This is a genomic window from Peptostreptococcus faecalis (assembly GCF_900240845.1).
GTDB classification, from domain to species: domain Bacteria; phylum Bacillota; class Clostridia; order Peptostreptococcales; family Peptostreptococcaceae; genus Peptostreptococcus; species Peptostreptococcus faecalis.
Genome location: NZ_OERU01000001.1, coordinates 617,301 through 635,541, shown reverse-complemented (window position 1 = coordinate 635,541; position 18,241 = coordinate 617,301). Strand labels below are relative to the sequence as shown.

Here is an 18,241-nt window from a genome sequence, read left to right as displayed (position 1 = left end):
GAATTTTAAAATCCCTCTTCATAAAGAAGAGGGCTTAATTTATATTGCTACATATAAGGATATTAATGCTAAATATACTAATATACCTATTATATCCATTATTACAGCTACTATTGGAGAAGATATAACAGATGGATCTGATTCCATTTTTTTCAATATAATCGGTAACAGCGTACCAATTGTAGCACCGAGTACAATATTAATAAAAGTTGTCAGTGATACAATTATTATTTGAGATAATTCAAATCCGAATATAAATAATGCTGCAACAACAATAAGAGAAATTACTGCACCATTTATAAAACTGCTTATAACTTCTTTCAATATAGTATCAGAATCTATTTCTTTATCTTTATTTATAAGATTTATAATAGTCACGGCCGCGGATTGAGAACCGACATTACCACCCATAGCTATTACTAAAGGTGCAAAAAATATCAATTCAAATGCTTCTGTGTTCGCAAGCTTTTTCAATTTCATAAAAATATAACATGCAATAAAAGATAAAACTGCAGTCAAAATTAACCATAATAATCGGCCTCTAACACATGAACGTATTTGCTCTATAAGGGTAGATTTTTCATTTTCAGCAACATCTCTTTCATGTTCGCTGCTACCAACAAATTTGTACATGTCTTCAGTCGCTTCTTCTTCCATAACGTCCAAAACGTCATCAACTGTAATTATACCTTTTAAGACTCCATTATCATCAACAACTGGGACTGCTATCAAATTGTATTTAGACACTATCTTTACAGCTTCTTCTCTGTCGTCATTGTCATTTACCGCTTTTACATTTTCAAGCATTACATCTTCAATAATATCAGAATCTCTTGACAAAAATAGTTCTCTTAAAGAAAGCACTCCAACTAATTTTTGTTCGTTGTCAATCACATAAATATAGTATATTGAATCCGCATCAATTGCCTCTAATTTTATATGCTTTATTGCTTGTTCAACATTTAAGTTTTTATTAACTGTAACATAGCCCTTTTTCATTTTTGAACCAGATGTTTCATCAAGGTATGCAAGAAGCTCTCTAAGTTCTATCTCATCTTCTTTGTCAACTGTATCAAGAATTTTTTCTCTTTGTTCTTCATCCAATTCACGTAATATATCAGATAGAGCTCCTGATGACATTTCATCAAATATTGCTCTAATATGTTCTGAATCCATTTTAGAAATTACCGTCATAAAAAACTCAACTTCACCTTCTTCTAGAATAGATGCCGCTGTATCTATTGGCAACAATTCAAATAACTTGATCTGGTGAGTCTCATCCAATTCTTGTAACACATCATAAATATCCATAACATGATATTCATCTAGTAATTCTTGAAGCTCTATTAACTTATTATTATCGATTAAATAACTTACTTCATCGTGCAACTCCCGCGAGGAGTCCTGTTTTTTGTCCATTACAACCACCTTTTATTATTTACATTTTATAAACTAGAAATTAAATATAAAAACCAACGCCATTATAATCTATTTTATTCTTCATTATTATTAAAACCAAAATTATCTATGTAATTTTGCATATTTCTCCAATTTTCTTTTACCTTTACCCATAATTGAAGATTTACCTTTGTCCCCATTAAAAACTCGATATCTTCTCTTGCAGACTTTCCAATACCTTTAAGTTTTCTTCCATTTTTACCTATAATTATACCTTTATGTGAATCTCGTTCACAATATATAACAGCTGAAATATCAATTATATCTTTTTGTTTTCTCTGTTTAATCTTTTCTATTTCAACAGCTATACCATGAGGCACTTCTTCATTAGTATAAAATAAAACTTTTTCTCTAATTAATTCTGACACCAATACTCTTTCCGGCTGATCTGTTATCATATCATCTGGGAAATATTTAGGCCCTTCTTTTAGATTCTTTTTGATTACTTCAATTATAGATTTTAAATTAGAACCCTTAAGAGCTGAAACAGGTATTATTTCATCAAAAACTTCTAGCTCATCATACTTCTGTATAAGATGAAACAATTCCTCCTTTTGATCTAATTTATCAATTTTATTTATTACTAAAAAAACGGGAACATCCACTTTTCTTAGATTTTCTATAATCATTGAATCACCCTTGCCTATAGTCTTGGAATCATCCACAACAAATATTATACATTCCACATTTCTGAACGCATCCTTTGCTGATTTCACCATTACTTCTCCAAGTTTATTTTTTGGCTTATGAATACCTGGTGTATCCAAAAATATAATTTGTGATTCTTCATCAGTATATACCGCTTGTATTGTATTTCTTGTCGTCTGAGGTTTATCACTCATTATAGCTATTTTTTCCCCTACCAGATTGTTCATCAAGGTTGATTTACCTACATTAGGTCTTCCTACAATACTTACAAAACCTGATTTAAATGTCATATTTATAAAAACTCTCTTTCTTATTTAAAAATTTTGTCACTCTATATTATATCATACTTTTTTATTTAATAGAATAGTCCTAATTGGAATATTACTATTGCTATTAGTGTCCCTAAAATACCTCCTGCCATGGTTTCCCAGAAAGTATGTATCTTGCCTTCTATTCTACTCTGTGCGACCAGTAATGCCATTATGTATGAAAGAGAGGATGCTTCTACTCTTTCGGTCATCAATGTAATAGACGTAGCAAGTGCAAATGCTAGTGCAGCATGTCCACTCGGCATTCCTCCTTTTAAAGGTGTCCCTGTAAGTGTCAGTGCTTTAACTACAACTACTGCAATCAAAACTACAACTATACAGATTAACGTTATATGTAGTTCAGACTCTCTAATCCTATATACCAATTCTCCAGTAACATCAGTAAGATTTTTATAAAAAAGTATATATGCAACTACAACTGCATACATTGCTGATACAAGAACTGATCCTGCCGCAACGTCTTTGGCTATCTTTGCTAGCTCATGATACTCTGAAGTGACTAAGTCTACAGTTTTTTCTATTGCTGTATTTATCATTTCCGTAATAACTACTAGTGTTATAGCACCGAGTAAAAGTACAAATTCGATTTTGGAAAAATTGAAAAATAGGCTGACGATTAAAACTACAAAAGACGCGAGATAGTGAAGTTTCATATTCCTTTCACTTTTAAAGGTATACATTAATCCTTCAATTGCTGCGTTCACAGATTTTATCATATTTTGTTTTTTTTTCTTTTTTTTCTTCTTCTTATCACTTCTCATATGCTTATTCCCTTGTTATCCCTAACTTAGTAAGAACACCCTCTTCTTTCTTTCTCATTATATCTTTTTCTTCGCTCTCCATGTGATCATACCCAAGGAGATGAAACATACTATGACATACTAAAAAGCATATTTCTCTTTCCAAACTGTGATCATATTCTTTTGCCTGCTCGTAAGCTCTCTCTATAGAAATTACTATATCACCTAAAGAAGTTTCTTCATACTCAATTTCGTATTCTAGCCCTGTTTCATCTTCACTAAGAAGTGGAAATGATAATACATCTGTGACTTTATCAATATTTCTATAATCTCTATTTATTTCTCTTATTTCATCATTTGTTACAAACGATAAGCTAACATCATAATCATCTGAATATCCTTCACTTTTCAAACACTCTACAATTACCACTTTTATTTTATCAATAATGCTCTCATCTATCTTTATATATTCTTGTCTATCGTCAAAAATAATATTCATAATATTTCTCCTATCAAGCCAATCTTATTTATAATTGCGAGACTTTTTTTCTCTAGTCTTTTTCTCCTGACTTTTATCATATTTGTTATAAGCTCTAATTATTCTTTGAACTAACTCATGTCTAACAACGTCTTTTTCAGTAAGCTCTTTGTATCCAATTCCCTTTACACCCTGAAGTATACTTACAGCCTGTGATAGACCACTTTGCTTATTTTTTGGAAGATCTGTTTGAGTGACATCTCCTGTTACTACTGCTTTTGATCCAAATCCCAATCTAGTCAGAAACATTTTCATCTGTTCTGGTGTTGTATTTTGAGCTTCGTCTAAAATAATAAATGCATTATCTAATGTACGACCTCTCATAAATGCTAATGGAGCAACTTCTATAGTTCCTCTTTCAAGAAACTTATTAAATTTGTCTGGACCAAACATGTCAAATAGTGCATCATATAATGGTCTTAAATAAGGATCTACCTTGTCTTTCAAATCTCCAGGTAAAAATCCTAGTGATTCTCCTGCTTCAATAGCCGGTCTTGTCAAAATTATTCTAGAAACATCATCTGCCTTAAATGCCTTTACCGCCATTGCAACTGCTAAATATGTCTTGCCGGTTCCAGCAGGACCTATCCCAAATGTTATATCATTATTTTCAATTAAACTTACATATTCCTTCTGCCCTAACGTTTTTGGCTGTACTGGAGTACCCTTTTTTGTTATTGTAATTACTCCCTCTAATTCTCTCATCTTTTCTTCACTACCTGCCATTAACAGATCTAGTGAATATAAAATAGATTGCCTATCAAGGCTTTTTCCAGATTCAACCATAGTATGTAATTCATTCATTAACTTCATTGCTAAATCAACATTTTTCTCTTCACCAAGAAGCATTAACTTTCCTTCTCTTAAAAGAATATCTATTGTCAAACTCTTTTCTATTAATTTTACATTCTCATCAAAATTACCAAATAATTCTCTCTCAAATTTTGGTTCATAAATCTGAAATTGCTTTTGTATTATCAAATTATTCACTCCTCATATATATTATATGTATTCTACCTGTATCAAAATTTATTTTGTCATAAAATATTTCTTTTATTATATCATGAATAAGAGAAGTTTGCATTTTAAAAGGAAAAGAGGCCACTCAGATAGTTGATAACAACTTCTTCATCGCCTCTTTTCTAACATACAGCGAGTTCAATCTATCAAAGACTAAACTCTATATATATTAACCCTCTTAGGAGTCTCGATTAAAAATCTATTCTTGCTCTATTAAACCGTATCCACCGTCACCTCTTCTGTAAACAAGTGAAACTTCAAATGTGTCTTGATCTTTAAATAAGAAAAAGTCATGACCTAACAGATTCATTTGAAGCACTGCTTCTTCAGGACTCATAGGTCTCAAGTCGAATTTTTTCTTTCTTTCAAATGTGAATTCAGTATCTTCTTCTTCTAAGATTTCAAAATCCTCATCACCAACTAATTCTTCAAAGTTTTCAAGTCTTATAGTATCATTTCCGCTCGCTCTAGTTCTAAACTTATTCTTATACTTCACTATTTGTCTATTCAGCTTATCACAAACTAAATCAATAGCAGCATATAGATCATCTTGAGCTTCTTCTGCTCTTACTACATGACCATTAATATTATCTAGAGTAGCTTCCACTTTTTGTTTTTCTTTTTTATTAGCGCTTACCGTTACTCTTAACTCCGCCTCAGGACCAAGGAATTTTTCCAATCTGCCAAACTTTTTGTCGATGTATCCTTTTATACCATCTGTAAGTTTTATTTTTTTTCCAGATATTATGATTTTCATAAAAACCTCTCCCTTCAGTATCAAAAGTGATACTTCTATTCTTATATATACTATAATACTTTTTTATATAAATTTACAGACTTTTCTTTATTTTTTTTTTATGTTATAATTGAATTGTAGGTTTTTTTTAGAATTTTCACAAAAAAATCATTCCTTTATTATGTGATTTTAGTCTAATAAGTCACTCATATCTTCAACTTTTTTAGGTTCTTCACTACTTTTCTTAGGTTTATATTTTTTATTTATTCTCTCTTCATTACTTTTCAAAGATAACTTTTTTTCACTAATATTTTTAACACTTCTAGAATCTGTCTTTATTGAATTGATACCTTTATCTTTACTTTTCACTTCTGTAAGAATTTTTATAAAATATATAAGTAATATTGCCGCACATATTATGAAAACTAAAAAATACTCCCCATACAACACATAATCTAAGTATTGGTTATATATTTTATTTTCTTTTAAGTAGTTACTAAAAAATTTAGCTGCGTACAGCGTTGCTGCAGAAGATGCTGCATAGCAAGATAAACTAGGATAAAATCCCCTATACATTTGACTCAACATGTTAATAATAACAAGAAGAAGTATAATTTGTGAGATGAAAAACATAACCCACAGTCTATCTAATACTATCGATTCTGATACAACTATATATGATGGTAATATAATACCTATTGGTATACTTATTAGTGAAAATAGTGGTCTGGCTGCATTTGTGGTAGATCTTTTAAACAACCTCACAACAATAAATGGTACTAATATAATTGATACTACTATAGTAAATTTAAAAACCGCTCCACCAAATACTATCATTCCAAATTCTTTACACGTTATACTTGCCATACCTAAGCCTGAATAAACAAGAAACCAACTTGCAAAAACATATTTGATATTAAAATTGATTACATATCTTATCGTAAATAAAATCATTATGATGATATGTAATACAACTCCAGTCGCCCATATATATATATTAGCCTGTCCCAGAACACCCTTCATCCACACTGAAATAAGCATCAGCGAAATGCTGAATGCGGAAAAAAGTGATAATCCGACAGATGACTTAATTGATAAGTAAAAATTCTTTATATCAAATATTATTTTAAGTATCGACAACACAATCAATATAAGTGATATAATTACTGATATATCGCTTATTAATGGAATTACACCCTGAAAAATACTACTAAGTAAAACCCATCCAAGGGCTAAAACTGTAATTGGCAGAGGTATTTTGGACAAGAAATCCTTCAATTAATATCACCTCTTATTTAAAATATATGCTATATTATATCACACATCTATATTATTTACCATTTTTTTGATTTTATAATTTAATGCATAGAAAAAGAGCTACACAACAAGTTGTATAGCTCCATAAATTAGACAATGCTAGTATTTTACAAATTCTTTTTAACAAGTTCATTAATTTTTCTACCATCGGCACGTCCAACTACCTTTGGCTTAATTTCAGACATGATTTTCCCCATATCTTTCATAGAAGTGGCTCCTACTTTGGATATTGTATCAATCACGATTACTTCTAGTTCTTCTTCGCTTAATTGTTGAGGTAAGTATTCCATTAAAACTTGTATTTCAGATTTTGTCTCATCCATCAGATCTTGTCTACCGGCTTTTTCAAATTCAATCAAAGAATCATTTCTCTGCTTTAATTGTTTTGAAATTATGTCGATAATTTGTTCATCATCTAGTTCAACTCTATTGTCAACTTCAAGTTGCTTTATAGCCGATCTAATTAATGTAACTACTGACTTTTTGACTATGTCTTTATTTTTCATAGAAGATTTTAAATCTTCTTGCAATTTCACTTTAAGGGACATCCCCTTCACCTCTTTTAATTACTATCTTTTAGCGTTTTTTCTTCTAGCAGCTTCAGCCTTTTTCTTACGCTTTACGCTTGGCTTATCATAGTGTTCTCTTTTTCTAACTTCTGACATTATGCCAGACATAGCACACTGACGTTTAAATCTTCTAAGTGCACTATCCAATGATTCGTTTTCTCTTACTCTAACTTCTGACATCTGTTTCACCTCCCCCACAATTTAGCGGTTTATTAGGCTAACCTAATAGCTTAATACCATAATATTATAATCTAAATTCACTTGTTTATCAAGTCTTTTAATATCTTTATTTTATCGTTTTTTAATTAAGCGTTTAATTATGTAAGATTAAAGTAATAAAACCTGAAACAAAAGTCCTTTATTCAGAAATCAACTTTTTCATTGGCTTTCCTGCCAATACGTGGTAATGTATATGATCTACTTCTTGACCACCATCTTTTCCACAATTATTAATAACTCTATATCCATCTTTGCTAAATCCATTCATTCGTGAAATCTTTTTGATTGCACTATGAATATCTGCTATTATCCCTATGTCTTCCTCAGGGATATCTTCCAAACTAGCATAGTGCTCTTTTGGTACAACTAGTATATGAATAGGTGCAACTGGATTCATATCATTGAAGGCAACCACTTTATCATCTTCATATACTAATTCAGTTTCAATTTTACCGTTTGCCAATTTACAAAAAATACAATCCATAATAAATCACTCCTCTATATTTTATTTAATATCTTAATTTCACAGCTGTTCCAGAACATGTAACCATTAGCATTCCATTATCTGCGCCCAGCACTTCATAGTCCATTTTCATTCCTATTACTGCATCTGCACCCATAGCTATGGCTCTTTGCTCCATTTCCTTTAATGCATTTTCTCTAGCTTCTAACAATTCGTTTTCATAACCTTCACTTCTTCCACCAAAAAAGTTTCTTAACCCTGCTCCAATATCCTTTAAAAAGTTAACACCGGCTACTACTTCACCAAATACAATACCTACATATTCTTGAACTTCTTTACCTTCAACATGCCCAGTAGTTGTTATAATCATAAAATGCCCCCTTATTTTTAAGTTTATCTTTATATTATAATATCACATCTGCTATACAATAGTCATTTTTTATTTCTTTAATTTTAACTTCAAGTATTTTTCCAGTGATATCGATATTTGATAATGCTTTAATTCTTATATAATTATCCGTCAAACCTTCATACATTCCGTCTTTATCTACTTCTTCGAACAAAACTTTCAATTTTGTATCAGAGAATTTTTCTGCAAATTTTTTAAAATTCTTAGTAGACAATGATAAAAGCGCATCACTTCTCATTTGCTTCAACTGAGGATCTACTTGATCTTTCATCTTTGCAGCAGGAGTTCCTTTTCTAGGAGAATACTTAAATACATGCATATGCATTAAACTTATATCCTTTAAAAATGCCAATGTTTTTGAAAACTCTTCATTTGTTTCTCCAGGGAATCCTACTATCACGTCTGTCGTTATAGAAACATTGGGAATCTTTTCTCTCAAAGTATTTACAATCTCTTCATATTCTGAAACTGTATATCTTCTATTCATTCTTTTTAAAGTTTCATCACATCCACTTTGAAGAGAAAGGTGGTAATGTGGAACTAATTTTTTAATTTTACAAATTTCTTCTACAAATTTTTCACTAAATAATATTGGTTCAACTGAGCTCAATCTTATTCTTTCTATTTTATCTATTTTAGAAACACCTTTTATTACATCTAATAGGCTTATATCCTCGTCAAGATCCTTACCATATGAGGCTACATGAATACCCGTCAATACAACTTCACGATATCCATTATCCGCCAATTTTTTAACTTCTTTTATAATTCCTTCAAGATTTCTTGATCTTATCCTTCCTCTTGCATAAGGTATTATGCAGTAAGTACAGTATCTATCGCATCCATCTTGTATTTTTATAAAAGCTCTTGTTTTTCCATTGGTTTGAGTTATTTCAGTCTCTTCGAATTGTCTGACCTTCATAATGTCATCCACTGTACTGACCTTAGATTCTGTGTTTAACTCTTCTATTTTATCGACAATAGATCTTCTGTCGTTTGTTCCCATGACTAAATTCACTTCTTCTATATCCAAAATTTCCTCTGGTGAAACTTGTGAATAACATCCAACTACTGCTATTAATGCATCTGGATTTTTCTTTTTTACTCTTCTTATGTATTGTCTTGATTTTCTATCTGACATATGCGTAACTGTACACGTATTTATAACATATACATCTGCATATTCTTCGCTTTCTACATTGGTATATCCTCTATTTTCAAACATTTCTAGCATAGCTTCAGTTTCATACTGATTAACTTTGCAACCCAATGTGTAAAATGCTACCTTTTTCAATCTGTTCTTCCTCCTATATCTCCTAGTTCATATAAAACAATTGCACTTGCAACAATAGATGCCGTTTCTGTCCTTAATATTCTAGGCCCTAAACTAACAGAACTAATACCTTCATCTATTATTTGTTTATTTTCTTGCTCTGTAAATCCGCCTTCTGGACCTATGAATATGCCTATTGTGATTTCCTTTTTTTGTTTTATTAAATCAACAACTTTATCTGATCTCAATACTTCTTTAATTCCAGTGACTTGTTCACTTTCATAAGCCGATATATTAAAATCATTATTTTTCATATCTTCAAGAGCTTCTTTAAAATCAAGCACTCCTACTAATTTCGGTATTTGACCTCTTTTACTTTGCTTTGAGGATTCATATATTATTCTTTCCCATCTTTGCAATTTTTTATCAATATTTTTATTATCCAAACTTACAACTGTTCTCTTCGTATTTACTAAGACAATCTCAGAAACACCACATTCAGTCAGTTTTTGCAAAATTATTTCCATTTTTGTACTTTTGGGTAAACCTTGATAAAGCTTTACTCTAATATTGCTTTCTCTATTTATTTCAACCTTGTCAACTATATCTAGATCTATATATTCTTTTTCAATACTGTCGATCTCACATATGTATTCACTGTTATTTGAATCGCATACTTCAACAGTGTCTCCTATACCTAATCTAAGTACTTTAGTTATATGCTTTACATCTTCTCCAGATATTTTAAGTTTTTTATTTTCTAAATCAATATTTTCTGGGTTAACAAAAAATCTATCCATAAATTGATCCTTTCGCTTTATTTTGCAACTATGCAAGACCATTCACCTTTTTTTTGTATATCAACTATAGTAAATCCATTTTTTTCAAGTGCACTTGATACTTCGTCTATTTTATCTAATATTATACCCGATGTAATGAAAACTCCATCTTCCTTTAAAAACGACTTCACGCTATCTGATAGAAATATTACTATATCCGCCATTATATTTGCCACAACAATATCTGCTTTTTTATTTTTATCTATATCATCAGCTAAATTTCCACATACCACACTCATTTTTTCGTCAACATTATTATTCAATATATTTTGTTTTGCCACCTTAACTGCCAATTCATCTATATCAATTCCTATGACTTCTTTTGCACCTAGCTTTGCTGCTATAATACCTAGTATTCCACTTCCAGTTCCTATATCTATCACTAGAGAATCATTATTTATATATTTTTCTATATTTTCTATACACATACTAGTTGTTTCATGGCTACCTGTTCCAAAAGCCATGCCTGGGTCCATTTCAATAACTATTTCATTATCTTTTGATGAATATTCTTCCCACTGAGGTTTTATTACAATTCTATCACCTATTTTAAAAGTTTTGTAATATTGTTTCCAGTTATTCGCCCAATCATCTTCTTTTACAGAGTTTGTAGTAACCTCTCCTTCACCTATATCTAATCCAAAGCTACTTAAATTTTTAATTTTTTCACTAATTATACTGATAAATTCTGATACATTTTTTTCCTCAGGAATATATGTTTTTATAACTACTGCTTCATCGCTTCTTCTGTACATATCTTCTTCAACATAATCCCAATCATATTCATGTGCTTTTTGAAACATAAAGTCTTTAGGGTCATCTATCATTGCTCCTTGAGCTCCATTTTCAAATAATATATTTGTTATGGCTTCGACTGCCTCAGTAGTTGTTTTTATTGATACTTCAATCCAAGATTCGTTCAATTTTATCCCTCCAATTATGTCACTTTTATTTTTATTTATATTTTTGTCTAAAATTATCCTACTATATCATAGTAACATAAAAAAGCGATATTAATCTCATAAAATAAAATTAATATCGCTAAAATTTATGATGTTCTTATTTACTTCGAAAAAAAGTCTTCAATTTTTTGGCCAAGCGACTTTTTATTTTCTTGAACAGTTTCTCCACTTTCGCTTGCAAATTGAATTAATAGTTCTTTTTGCTTGTCAGTAAGCTTTTTAGGAGTTTCTACTACTACCTTGACATACTGATCTCCCCTATTTGAAGAGTTCATCTTTTTAATTCCCTTGCCTTTTAATCTAAATACTGTTCCTGTCTGCGTACCTTCTGGAACAGAGTATTTAACATTTCCATCAATAGTAGGAACTTCAATATCATCTCCAAGGGCTGCCTGAGCAAAAGATATTGGCATATCTATATAAACGTCATACCCTTCTCTCTTAAACTGTTTATGAGGTCTTATATTTATAAGTATATATAAGTCTCCCCTCGGTGCTCCAAGCTCACCAAATTCACCCTGACCTTGTAGCTTTATCATCTGACCATCATCAATTCCCGCTGGAATATCCACTTCAATAGTCTTTGTTGTTCTAACTGAACCACTTCCGCTACATTTTGTACAAGGATCATCTATTTCTTCACCAGTTCCATGGCACTTTGGACACTCGTGTTGAGTTGCAATATTACCAAATGGTGTTTGCTTTACATCTCTTACTACACCTGTCCCCTGACACATTGAACAAGTTTTCTTTGATGTTCCCGGCTTTGCACCTGTACCATGACAAACATCACATTCTTCTCTTTTCTTTACTTTTAAAGATACTTTTTTACCAAAAGCTGCTTCTTCAAAATCAATATTAACAGATTGTCTGATGTCTTCACCTCTCATAGGACCTCTTCTACCTGATCCAAATCCTGAGCCGAATCCGCCTCCAAATCCGCCTGAACCTCCTCCAAACATATCACCAAAAATATCAAATATATCTTCAAATCCGCCAGCTCCACCGAAGCCACCAGCGCCTCCAAAACCACCTTGGTTATTTACAGCATCTGCGCCGTACTGGTCATATATATTTCTCTTTTCAGAGTCAGAAAGAACCTCATAGGCTTCATTAATCTCCTTAAACTTCTCCTCAGCACTTTTATCATCTGGATTTTTATCTGGATGGTACTTCATAGCAAGTTTTCTATAAGCCTTTTTTATCTCTTTTTCATCAGCAGTTTTTGATACACCTAAAATATCATAATAATCTTTATTTGTACCCAAAACTAACACCTTCCTTTTTTTAATAGACAATAGCTTGTGGCAAATACCACAAGCTATTATACCAACTCTTTAAATTATATTCTAAAACAACTTGGATGTCTATATTATTTTATACTATCTTACTTATCGTCTACTTCTGTAAAGTCAGCATCCACTACATTGTCATCTGATTTTCCAGATCCATCAGCCTGACCTTGTTGAGACTGATCTGCACCTTCTGCCTGAGCCTTAGAGTAAATTTCTTGAGAAATCTTCTGGAACTTATTCATCAGTTCATCAACTGCAGCATTAATTTCTTCAACTGTAGCATTTTGGTTATCTTTAACTTCTCTAACCTTTGCTATAGATTCTTCGATATCAGTCTTTTCAGCAGCACTAATCTTATCTCCTAGATCGTTTAGAGTCTGCTCAGTTTGGTAAGCAGCTGATTCAGCGTGGTTTACTGCTTCAATTTTTTCTTTTTTAGCCTTATCTGCATCAGCATTTTCTTCTGCTTCTCTAACCTTAGCCTGAATTTCTTCTTCTGACATATTTGTGTTAGATGTTATAGTAATTTTCTGTTCTTTTCCAGTTCCTAAATCCTTTGCTGTTACATTTACTATACCATTCGCATCTATATCAAAAGTAACTTCTATCTGAGGCACTCCTCTTCTTGCTGGTGGTATATCAGTAAGCTGGAATCTTCCTAGTGTAATATTGTCATATGCCATTGATCTTTCACCTTGAAGTACGTGTATATCAACAGCTGTTTGGTTGTCAGCAGCAGTTGAGAAAACTTGTGACTTCTTAGCAGGGATTGTAGTATTTCTTTCTATTATTTTAGTAAATACGTTACCCATTGTTTCAATACCTAATGATAATGGAGTTACATCTAGAAGAAGTATATCATTTACTTCACCAGTCAATACTCCCGCCTGTATTGCAGCACCTGCAGCAACACATTCATCAGGATTTATTCCCTTGTGAGGATCTTTTCCTATAAACTTTTTAACAGCATCTTGAACTGCTGGTATTCTTGTAGATCCACCTACTAATAAAACATCATCTATTTCAGATACAGATATTCCAGCATCCTTTATAGCTCTTTCTGTAGGTTCCATAGTCTTTGCAACTAATGAAGCTGTTAATTCATTAAATTTAGCTCTAGTTAAATCTATATTTAAGTGCTTTGGACCTTCTGCAGTTGCAGTTATGAAAGGAAGGTTTATATTAGTTGTCATTGTAGAAGAAAGCTCTTTTTTAGCCTTTTCAGCAGCTTCTTTCAATCTCTGTAAAGACATCTTGTCACTTCTTAAGTCTACACCTTCTGACTTCTTGAATTCATCTGCTAAGTAATCTATTATAATTTGGTCGAAATCATCTCCACCTAGCTTGTTGTTACCTGCTGTTGCAAGGACTTCAAATGTACCATCACCTATTTCAAGAATAGATACGTCAAATGTACCTCCACCTAAGTCAAATACAAGTACTTTCTTTTCTTGATCTAATTTATCAAGTCCATAAGCTAGCGCTGCTGCTGTTGGCTCGTTGATAATTCTCTTAACTTCTAATCCAGCTATTTTACCTGCATCTTTTGTAGCCTGTCTCTGAGCATCTGAGAAGTACGCTGGTACTGTGATTACAGCTTCTTTTATATTTTCTCCAAGATAGCTTTCTGCATCTGCCTTTAATTTCTGTAATATAATAGCAGAAATTTCCTGTGGAGTATAATTCTTTCCATCAATATTTACCTTATAATCAGTTCCCATATGAGTCTTTATTGATGATATTGTCTTATCTGAGTTTGTAACTGCTTGTCTCTTAGCAGGCTCTCCTACTAATCTTTCTCCTTCTTTTGTAAAAGCTACAACTGAAGGAGTTGTTCTCATACCTTCATTATTAGCGATTATAACAGGCTCTCCACCTTCTAATACCGCTACACATGAGTTAGTTGTTCCTAAATCTATACCTATAACTTTTGCCATTTTTATACCTCCATATGTTTAATATATTTGTACTTATTATTATATTTAATTTATTTATTATATAACTTAGGCTGTATGATGTGTCTATTGAGATACTTTCACCATAGCTGCTCTAAGAATTTTATTGCCTAATTTATATCCTTTTTGTAATACCATGATTATCTTATTTGATTCAAATTCTTCACTAGCTTCTTGCATTACCGCCATATGAAAATTATGATCAAAATCGTCTCCAATATTGGCCTCAATAGTTTCCATTCCAGCTTTGCTAAGAGCATCTAACATTTGTTTGTGAACCAAATCTATTCCTTTATATAGAGAATCTTCTTTATTATCAGATGAGCTAAGAGCTCTTTCTAAATTATCTATTACTGGAATCAATTCATTCATTACTTTTTCATTTGCATATAAGCTTATGCTCGCTTTTTCATCAGAAGTTCTTCTTCTGAAATTTGCATATTCTGCAGTTAACCTTGCATAAGATTCTTCTTGTTCCTTTATTTTGTTTTCAAGCTGCTTAACCTTGAATTGAGGTTCAGGCTCACCAGAATCTTCAATGTCGGATGTTTCTGATTCTTCAACTAGCAATTCTTCATTTTCAGCAACAGTCTCTGAATTTTCTTCATTATTTATTTGCGTGCCTTCTACCTTTTCTTCTTTAGTTTCCTCTTTAGAGTTTTTTATATCTTTTTCCAAAATACACACCTCTTTTCATTTTTATTGTATAAATTATCATCACTTACCGTCTAAAAGTAGACTCATATAATTTAAAATAGAGTATATTTTAGAATAGTCCATTCTTGTCGGTCCAATAAAACTTATCTTTCCTTTTAGATTGTCCTGTACATTGTAAGTAGCCGTTATAATACTTAAATCTGTACTCAAAGTATCATCATTTTTTCCTATCACTATATTTAGATTATCTTTTTGTATACCTTTTTCATCAATAATTTTTGCCAAGCTTTCTTTTTCTTCTAGCATATTTAAGAAAGACTTTGCTTTTACCATATCATTGAATTCAGGATAGTAAAAAATATTAGTGGCACCATTCATAGATATCTTATAATCTTCCTCCTTTGAAGAAGTGTTTAATAAGCTTACAAGATCATCCACAATTTCTGAATACTCTCCTATTTCATACTTTATGTAAGAGATCATATTTTCATCTAATTCACTTATTTTTTTTCCAGATAGTTTATTTGATAAATTAGATGATATCAAATTTAATTTAGCTTGCGGCAGATCTTCTGTTGTATCAAATTCTCTACTTTTGATATCGCCTTCATCAGAAACTACTATTAAAAGTATTTTATTTTCAGATAAATTCACTAGCTGAATATACTTTATCGTGTGCGTATCTTTGCCACTATCATATACAGCTATCGTAGTATAATTAGTTAGATTCGATAAGGTTTTTGATAATTCTTCTATTAAATTATCTACTCTGTTAAAATTATCCTTGAATAACTTCTGAAGTATTTCTTTTTCGTAATCTTCTAATTCAGTACCTCCCATAAGAGTGTCTACATATAAGATATATCCCTTTTGAGTAGGTATTCTTCCAGCTGAAGTATGTGGCTGAATTAAATAACCCAAATCTTCAAGATCTGACATTTCATTTCTTATTGTGGCTGCAGAAACGCCTAAATCATATTTTTTTGAAATAGTTCTAGATCCGACCGCTTCAGCAGTCTCAATGTAATCTTTTACTATGGCCTTTAAAATATTTAGTTGTCTGTTAGTAAGATCCATAGCTTCACCTTCTCTCATAAATAGATCTTTATGCTATTATCACTCATTGAGTTTGAGTGCTAAAACTATCTAATATTGTTATACCACCAATTTTATTTTATGTCAATACGTTTTTTATTTTTTTTAATTTTTATTTGATAATTATATAAAAAAAGACCCCAGTATTTCACTGGAGCCTTAAAATTCTACTTATTTTGCTGATAATGCAGCCATTGTTATATAGTTGTAAGGTTGGTTAAAGTGAGGTAAGAAGAATATATCTAGAAGAGCTAATCTATCTATTGTCACCTTTTCCTGTATAGCAAGTGAGAACATGTGTATTCCCATAGACATGTCATATTCAGAAGCCATCTGAGCACCTAATACCACTCTAGTTTTTGTATCATAAACAATTCTTAATTTAACATTTGGATTTTCTGTTTCAATAAATCCTGGTTTCTGAGTATCTTCAAAGTCAGTATATGAAACATCAAGACCAAGTTTCTTAGCCTTATTTACTGTAATTCCTGTAGAAACCATCTTAAGGTCATATATACATATACCATTTGATCCCTGAACACCAATAGATTCTATTTCTGTTCCAGCAGCGTTATGAGCAGCTACGATACCACTTCTAACAGCGTTTGTTGCCAATGCTATATAGCTAGTGTTGTCAATTGCATTATCATATACAGTAGCGCAATCTCCTATTGCATATACATCTGCTACACTTGTTTCTTGCTTTTTATTTACTAGGTAAGAACCATTTCTAAATAAGTCTAACTTATCTTTACCTAATGCATTATTTGGTCTGAATCCAACTGATAAGATTACCATGTCAGCTTTTATTTCTTTTTTGTTAGTAACAACTGAAGATACTTTTCCGTCTGTTCCCTTTATTTCTTGAACAGTCTGTCCAAATTCAAGGTTTATTCCATGACTTGAAAGGTTTTCTTTCATTAAATCAGTAAATGGCTGATCATAGTATTCTGGTAAGTTTGTATCAGCTATATCTACTATAGTTACATTTTTATTTTTTCTTTCAAAAGCTTCGGCTAATTCTACACCTATGTATCCTGCACCTACAACTACTATATCCTTAATATCAGGATTTTCTAACTTATCGATTACTTCTTGAGCATTCTGATATAGTTTTACCTGTTGTACGTTTTCTAACTCTTTTCCTTCTATATTAGGTATTATAGGAAGAGAACCTGTAGCTAAAATTATCTTGTCATAACTATCTACTATTTCAGATCCATCTTTCAATTTTACGTATATTTTTTTATTATCAAAATCAACTTTTTGAACATCAGCTTCCATGTTAACTTTTGCTCCCATTGCTTCAAGAGATTCCTTATCAGCATAAAAAAGACCATCCGGTTTAGATATCTGATCTCCTATCCACAATGCCATACCACATCCTAAGAAAGATATATTACTGTTTCTGTCATAAACAACAACTTCATTATTTGGATAATTCCCTAAAATAGTTTTTATTGCTGCTGTACCCGCATGATTTGAACCTACTACTACAATTTTACTCATAACATCCTCCTGGTTAGTTAATTATTTTTTAATTGATTTTTTATCATTTAAATCGAGTTTTTTCTTTCTCTATCTTTTTACCCATGAAATTGTTATCCTAACACTTTTTTAACAATTTTTTATAAAAAATTGTTAAAAAAAATTATGCGATAACCCTGTAGTTCTTGTAATATCACGTTTATACTTTAAAATTTATTTTATATTTTATCA

Annotated in this window: 19 protein-coding genes; all 19 read right to left on the bottom strand. The window is 31.3% G+C overall.

Annotated elements, in window-relative coordinates:
* Positions 1-39: 39 nt before the first annotated feature.
* The 19 genes from mgtE to nox all read right to left on the bottom strand — a co-directional run bounded on the left by mgtE (position 40) and on the right by nox (position 18,031).
* Positions 40-1,419 (bottom strand): magnesium transporter, encoded by a 1,380-nt coding sequence (gene mgtE, locus C0982_RS02980; RefSeq protein ID WP_101772733.1) that lies wholly within the window; start codon positions 1,417-1,419, stop codon positions 40-42.
* A gap of 74 nt (positions 1,420-1,493) precedes the next feature.
* Entirely contained in the window at positions 1,494-2,396 is a 903-nt protein-coding gene (era, locus tag C0982_RS02975; protein WP_101772732.1) for a GTPase Era, read from the bottom strand.
* Positions 2,397-2,461: 65 nt separating this feature from the next.
* A complete protein-coding gene (locus tag C0982_RS02970; protein WP_101772731.1) occupies positions 2,462-3,196 on the bottom strand; it encodes a diacylglycerol kinase in 735 nt (244 codons plus the stop codon).
* A 4-nt stretch (positions 3,197-3,200) separates the two neighbouring features.
* Complete coding sequence (gene ybeY / locus C0982_RS02965) at positions 3,201-3,674, bottom strand: rRNA maturation RNase YbeY (protein ID WP_101772730.1); 474 nt, start codon at positions 3,672-3,674, stop codon at positions 3,201-3,203.
* A 24-nt stretch (positions 3,675-3,698) separates the two neighbouring features.
* A complete protein-coding gene (locus tag C0982_RS02960; RefSeq protein ID WP_101772729.1) occupies positions 3,699-4,694 on the bottom strand; it encodes a PhoH family protein in 996 nt (331 codons plus the stop codon).
* Between the two features lie 238 nt (positions 4,695-4,932).
* Complete coding sequence (hpf, locus tag C0982_RS02955) at positions 4,933-5,490, bottom strand: ribosome hibernation-promoting factor, HPF/YfiA family (RefSeq protein ID WP_101772728.1); 558 nt, start codon at positions 5,488-5,490, stop codon at positions 4,933-4,935.
* A gap of 168 nt (positions 5,491-5,658) precedes the next feature.
* Positions 5,659-6,747, bottom strand: a complete 1,089-nt coding sequence (locus tag C0982_RS02950) for a TDT family transporter (RefSeq protein WP_101772727.1) — start codon at positions 6,745-6,747, stop codon at positions 5,659-5,661.
* Positions 6,748-6,893: 146 nt separating this feature from the next.
* Entirely contained in the window at positions 6,894-7,334 is a 441-nt protein-coding gene (locus tag C0982_RS02945; RefSeq protein ID WP_101772726.1) for a GatB/YqeY domain-containing protein, read from the bottom strand.
* A 21-nt stretch (positions 7,335-7,355) separates the two neighbouring features.
* A complete protein-coding gene (rpsU, locus tag C0982_RS02940; RefSeq protein WP_002844447.1) occupies positions 7,356-7,535 on the bottom strand; it encodes a 30S ribosomal protein S21 in 180 nt (59 codons plus the stop codon).
* A 178-nt stretch (positions 7,536-7,713) separates the two neighbouring features.
* The gene (locus C0982_RS02935; RefSeq protein WP_101772725.1) at positions 7,714-8,058 is read right to left on the bottom strand and encodes a histidine triad nucleotide-binding protein; all 345 of its coding nucleotides are present in this window, start codon (positions 8,056-8,058) and stop codon (positions 7,714-7,716) included.
* A 25-nt stretch (positions 8,059-8,083) separates the two neighbouring features.
* The gene (locus tag C0982_RS02930; protein ID WP_101772724.1) at positions 8,084-8,407 is read right to left on the bottom strand and encodes a putative heavy metal-binding protein; all 324 of its coding nucleotides are present in this window, start codon (positions 8,405-8,407) and stop codon (positions 8,084-8,086) included.
* 34 nt (positions 8,408-8,441) lie between these two features.
* Complete coding sequence (gene mtaB / locus C0982_RS02925; protein ID WP_101772723.1) at positions 8,442-9,740, bottom strand: tRNA (N(6)-L-threonylcarbamoyladenosine(37)-C(2))-methylthiotransferase MtaB; 1,299 nt, start codon at positions 9,738-9,740, stop codon at positions 8,442-8,444.
* On the bottom strand, positions 9,737-10,519 hold the full coding sequence (locus tag C0982_RS02920; protein WP_101773209.1) for a 16S rRNA (uracil(1498)-N(3))-methyltransferase: 783 nt from the start codon (positions 10,517-10,519) through the stop codon (positions 9,737-9,739). The genes mtaB and C0982_RS02920 overlap by 4 nt, the downstream gene beginning before the upstream one ends.
* Before the next feature lie 17 nt (positions 10,520-10,536).
* Positions 10,537-11,481, bottom strand: a complete 945-nt coding sequence (gene prmA / locus C0982_RS02915; RefSeq protein ID WP_101772722.1) for a 50S ribosomal protein L11 methyltransferase — start codon at positions 11,479-11,481, stop codon at positions 10,537-10,539.
* Positions 11,482-11,621: 140 nt separating this feature from the next.
* Positions 11,622-12,788 (bottom strand): molecular chaperone DnaJ, encoded by a 1,167-nt coding sequence (gene dnaJ, locus C0982_RS02910; RefSeq protein ID WP_101772721.1) that lies wholly within the window; start codon positions 12,786-12,788, stop codon positions 11,622-11,624.
* Between the two features lie 119 nt (positions 12,789-12,907).
* On the bottom strand, positions 12,908-14,752 hold the full coding sequence (gene dnaK, locus C0982_RS02905) for a molecular chaperone DnaK (protein ID WP_101772720.1): 1,845 nt from the start codon (positions 14,750-14,752) through the stop codon (positions 12,908-12,910).
* An 84-nt stretch (positions 14,753-14,836) separates the two neighbouring features.
* Positions 14,837-15,457, bottom strand: coding sequence for a nucleotide exchange factor GrpE (gene grpE / locus C0982_RS02900; protein ID WP_101772719.1), 621 nt, complete (start codon positions 15,455-15,457; stop codon positions 14,837-14,839).
* 30 nt (positions 15,458-15,487) lie between these two features.
* The gene (gene hrcA / locus C0982_RS02895) at positions 15,488-16,504 is read right to left on the bottom strand and encodes a heat-inducible transcriptional repressor HrcA (RefSeq protein ID WP_101772718.1); all 1,017 of its coding nucleotides are present in this window, start codon (positions 16,502-16,504) and stop codon (positions 15,488-15,490) included.
* 189 nt (positions 16,505-16,693) lie between these two features.
* Positions 16,694-18,031: a H2O-forming NADH oxidase gene (gene nox / locus C0982_RS02890; RefSeq protein WP_101772717.1), complete on the bottom strand. Its 1,338-nt coding sequence runs from the start codon at positions 18,029-18,031 to the stop codon at positions 16,694-16,696.
* Positions 18,032-18,241: the final 210 nt, after the last annotated feature.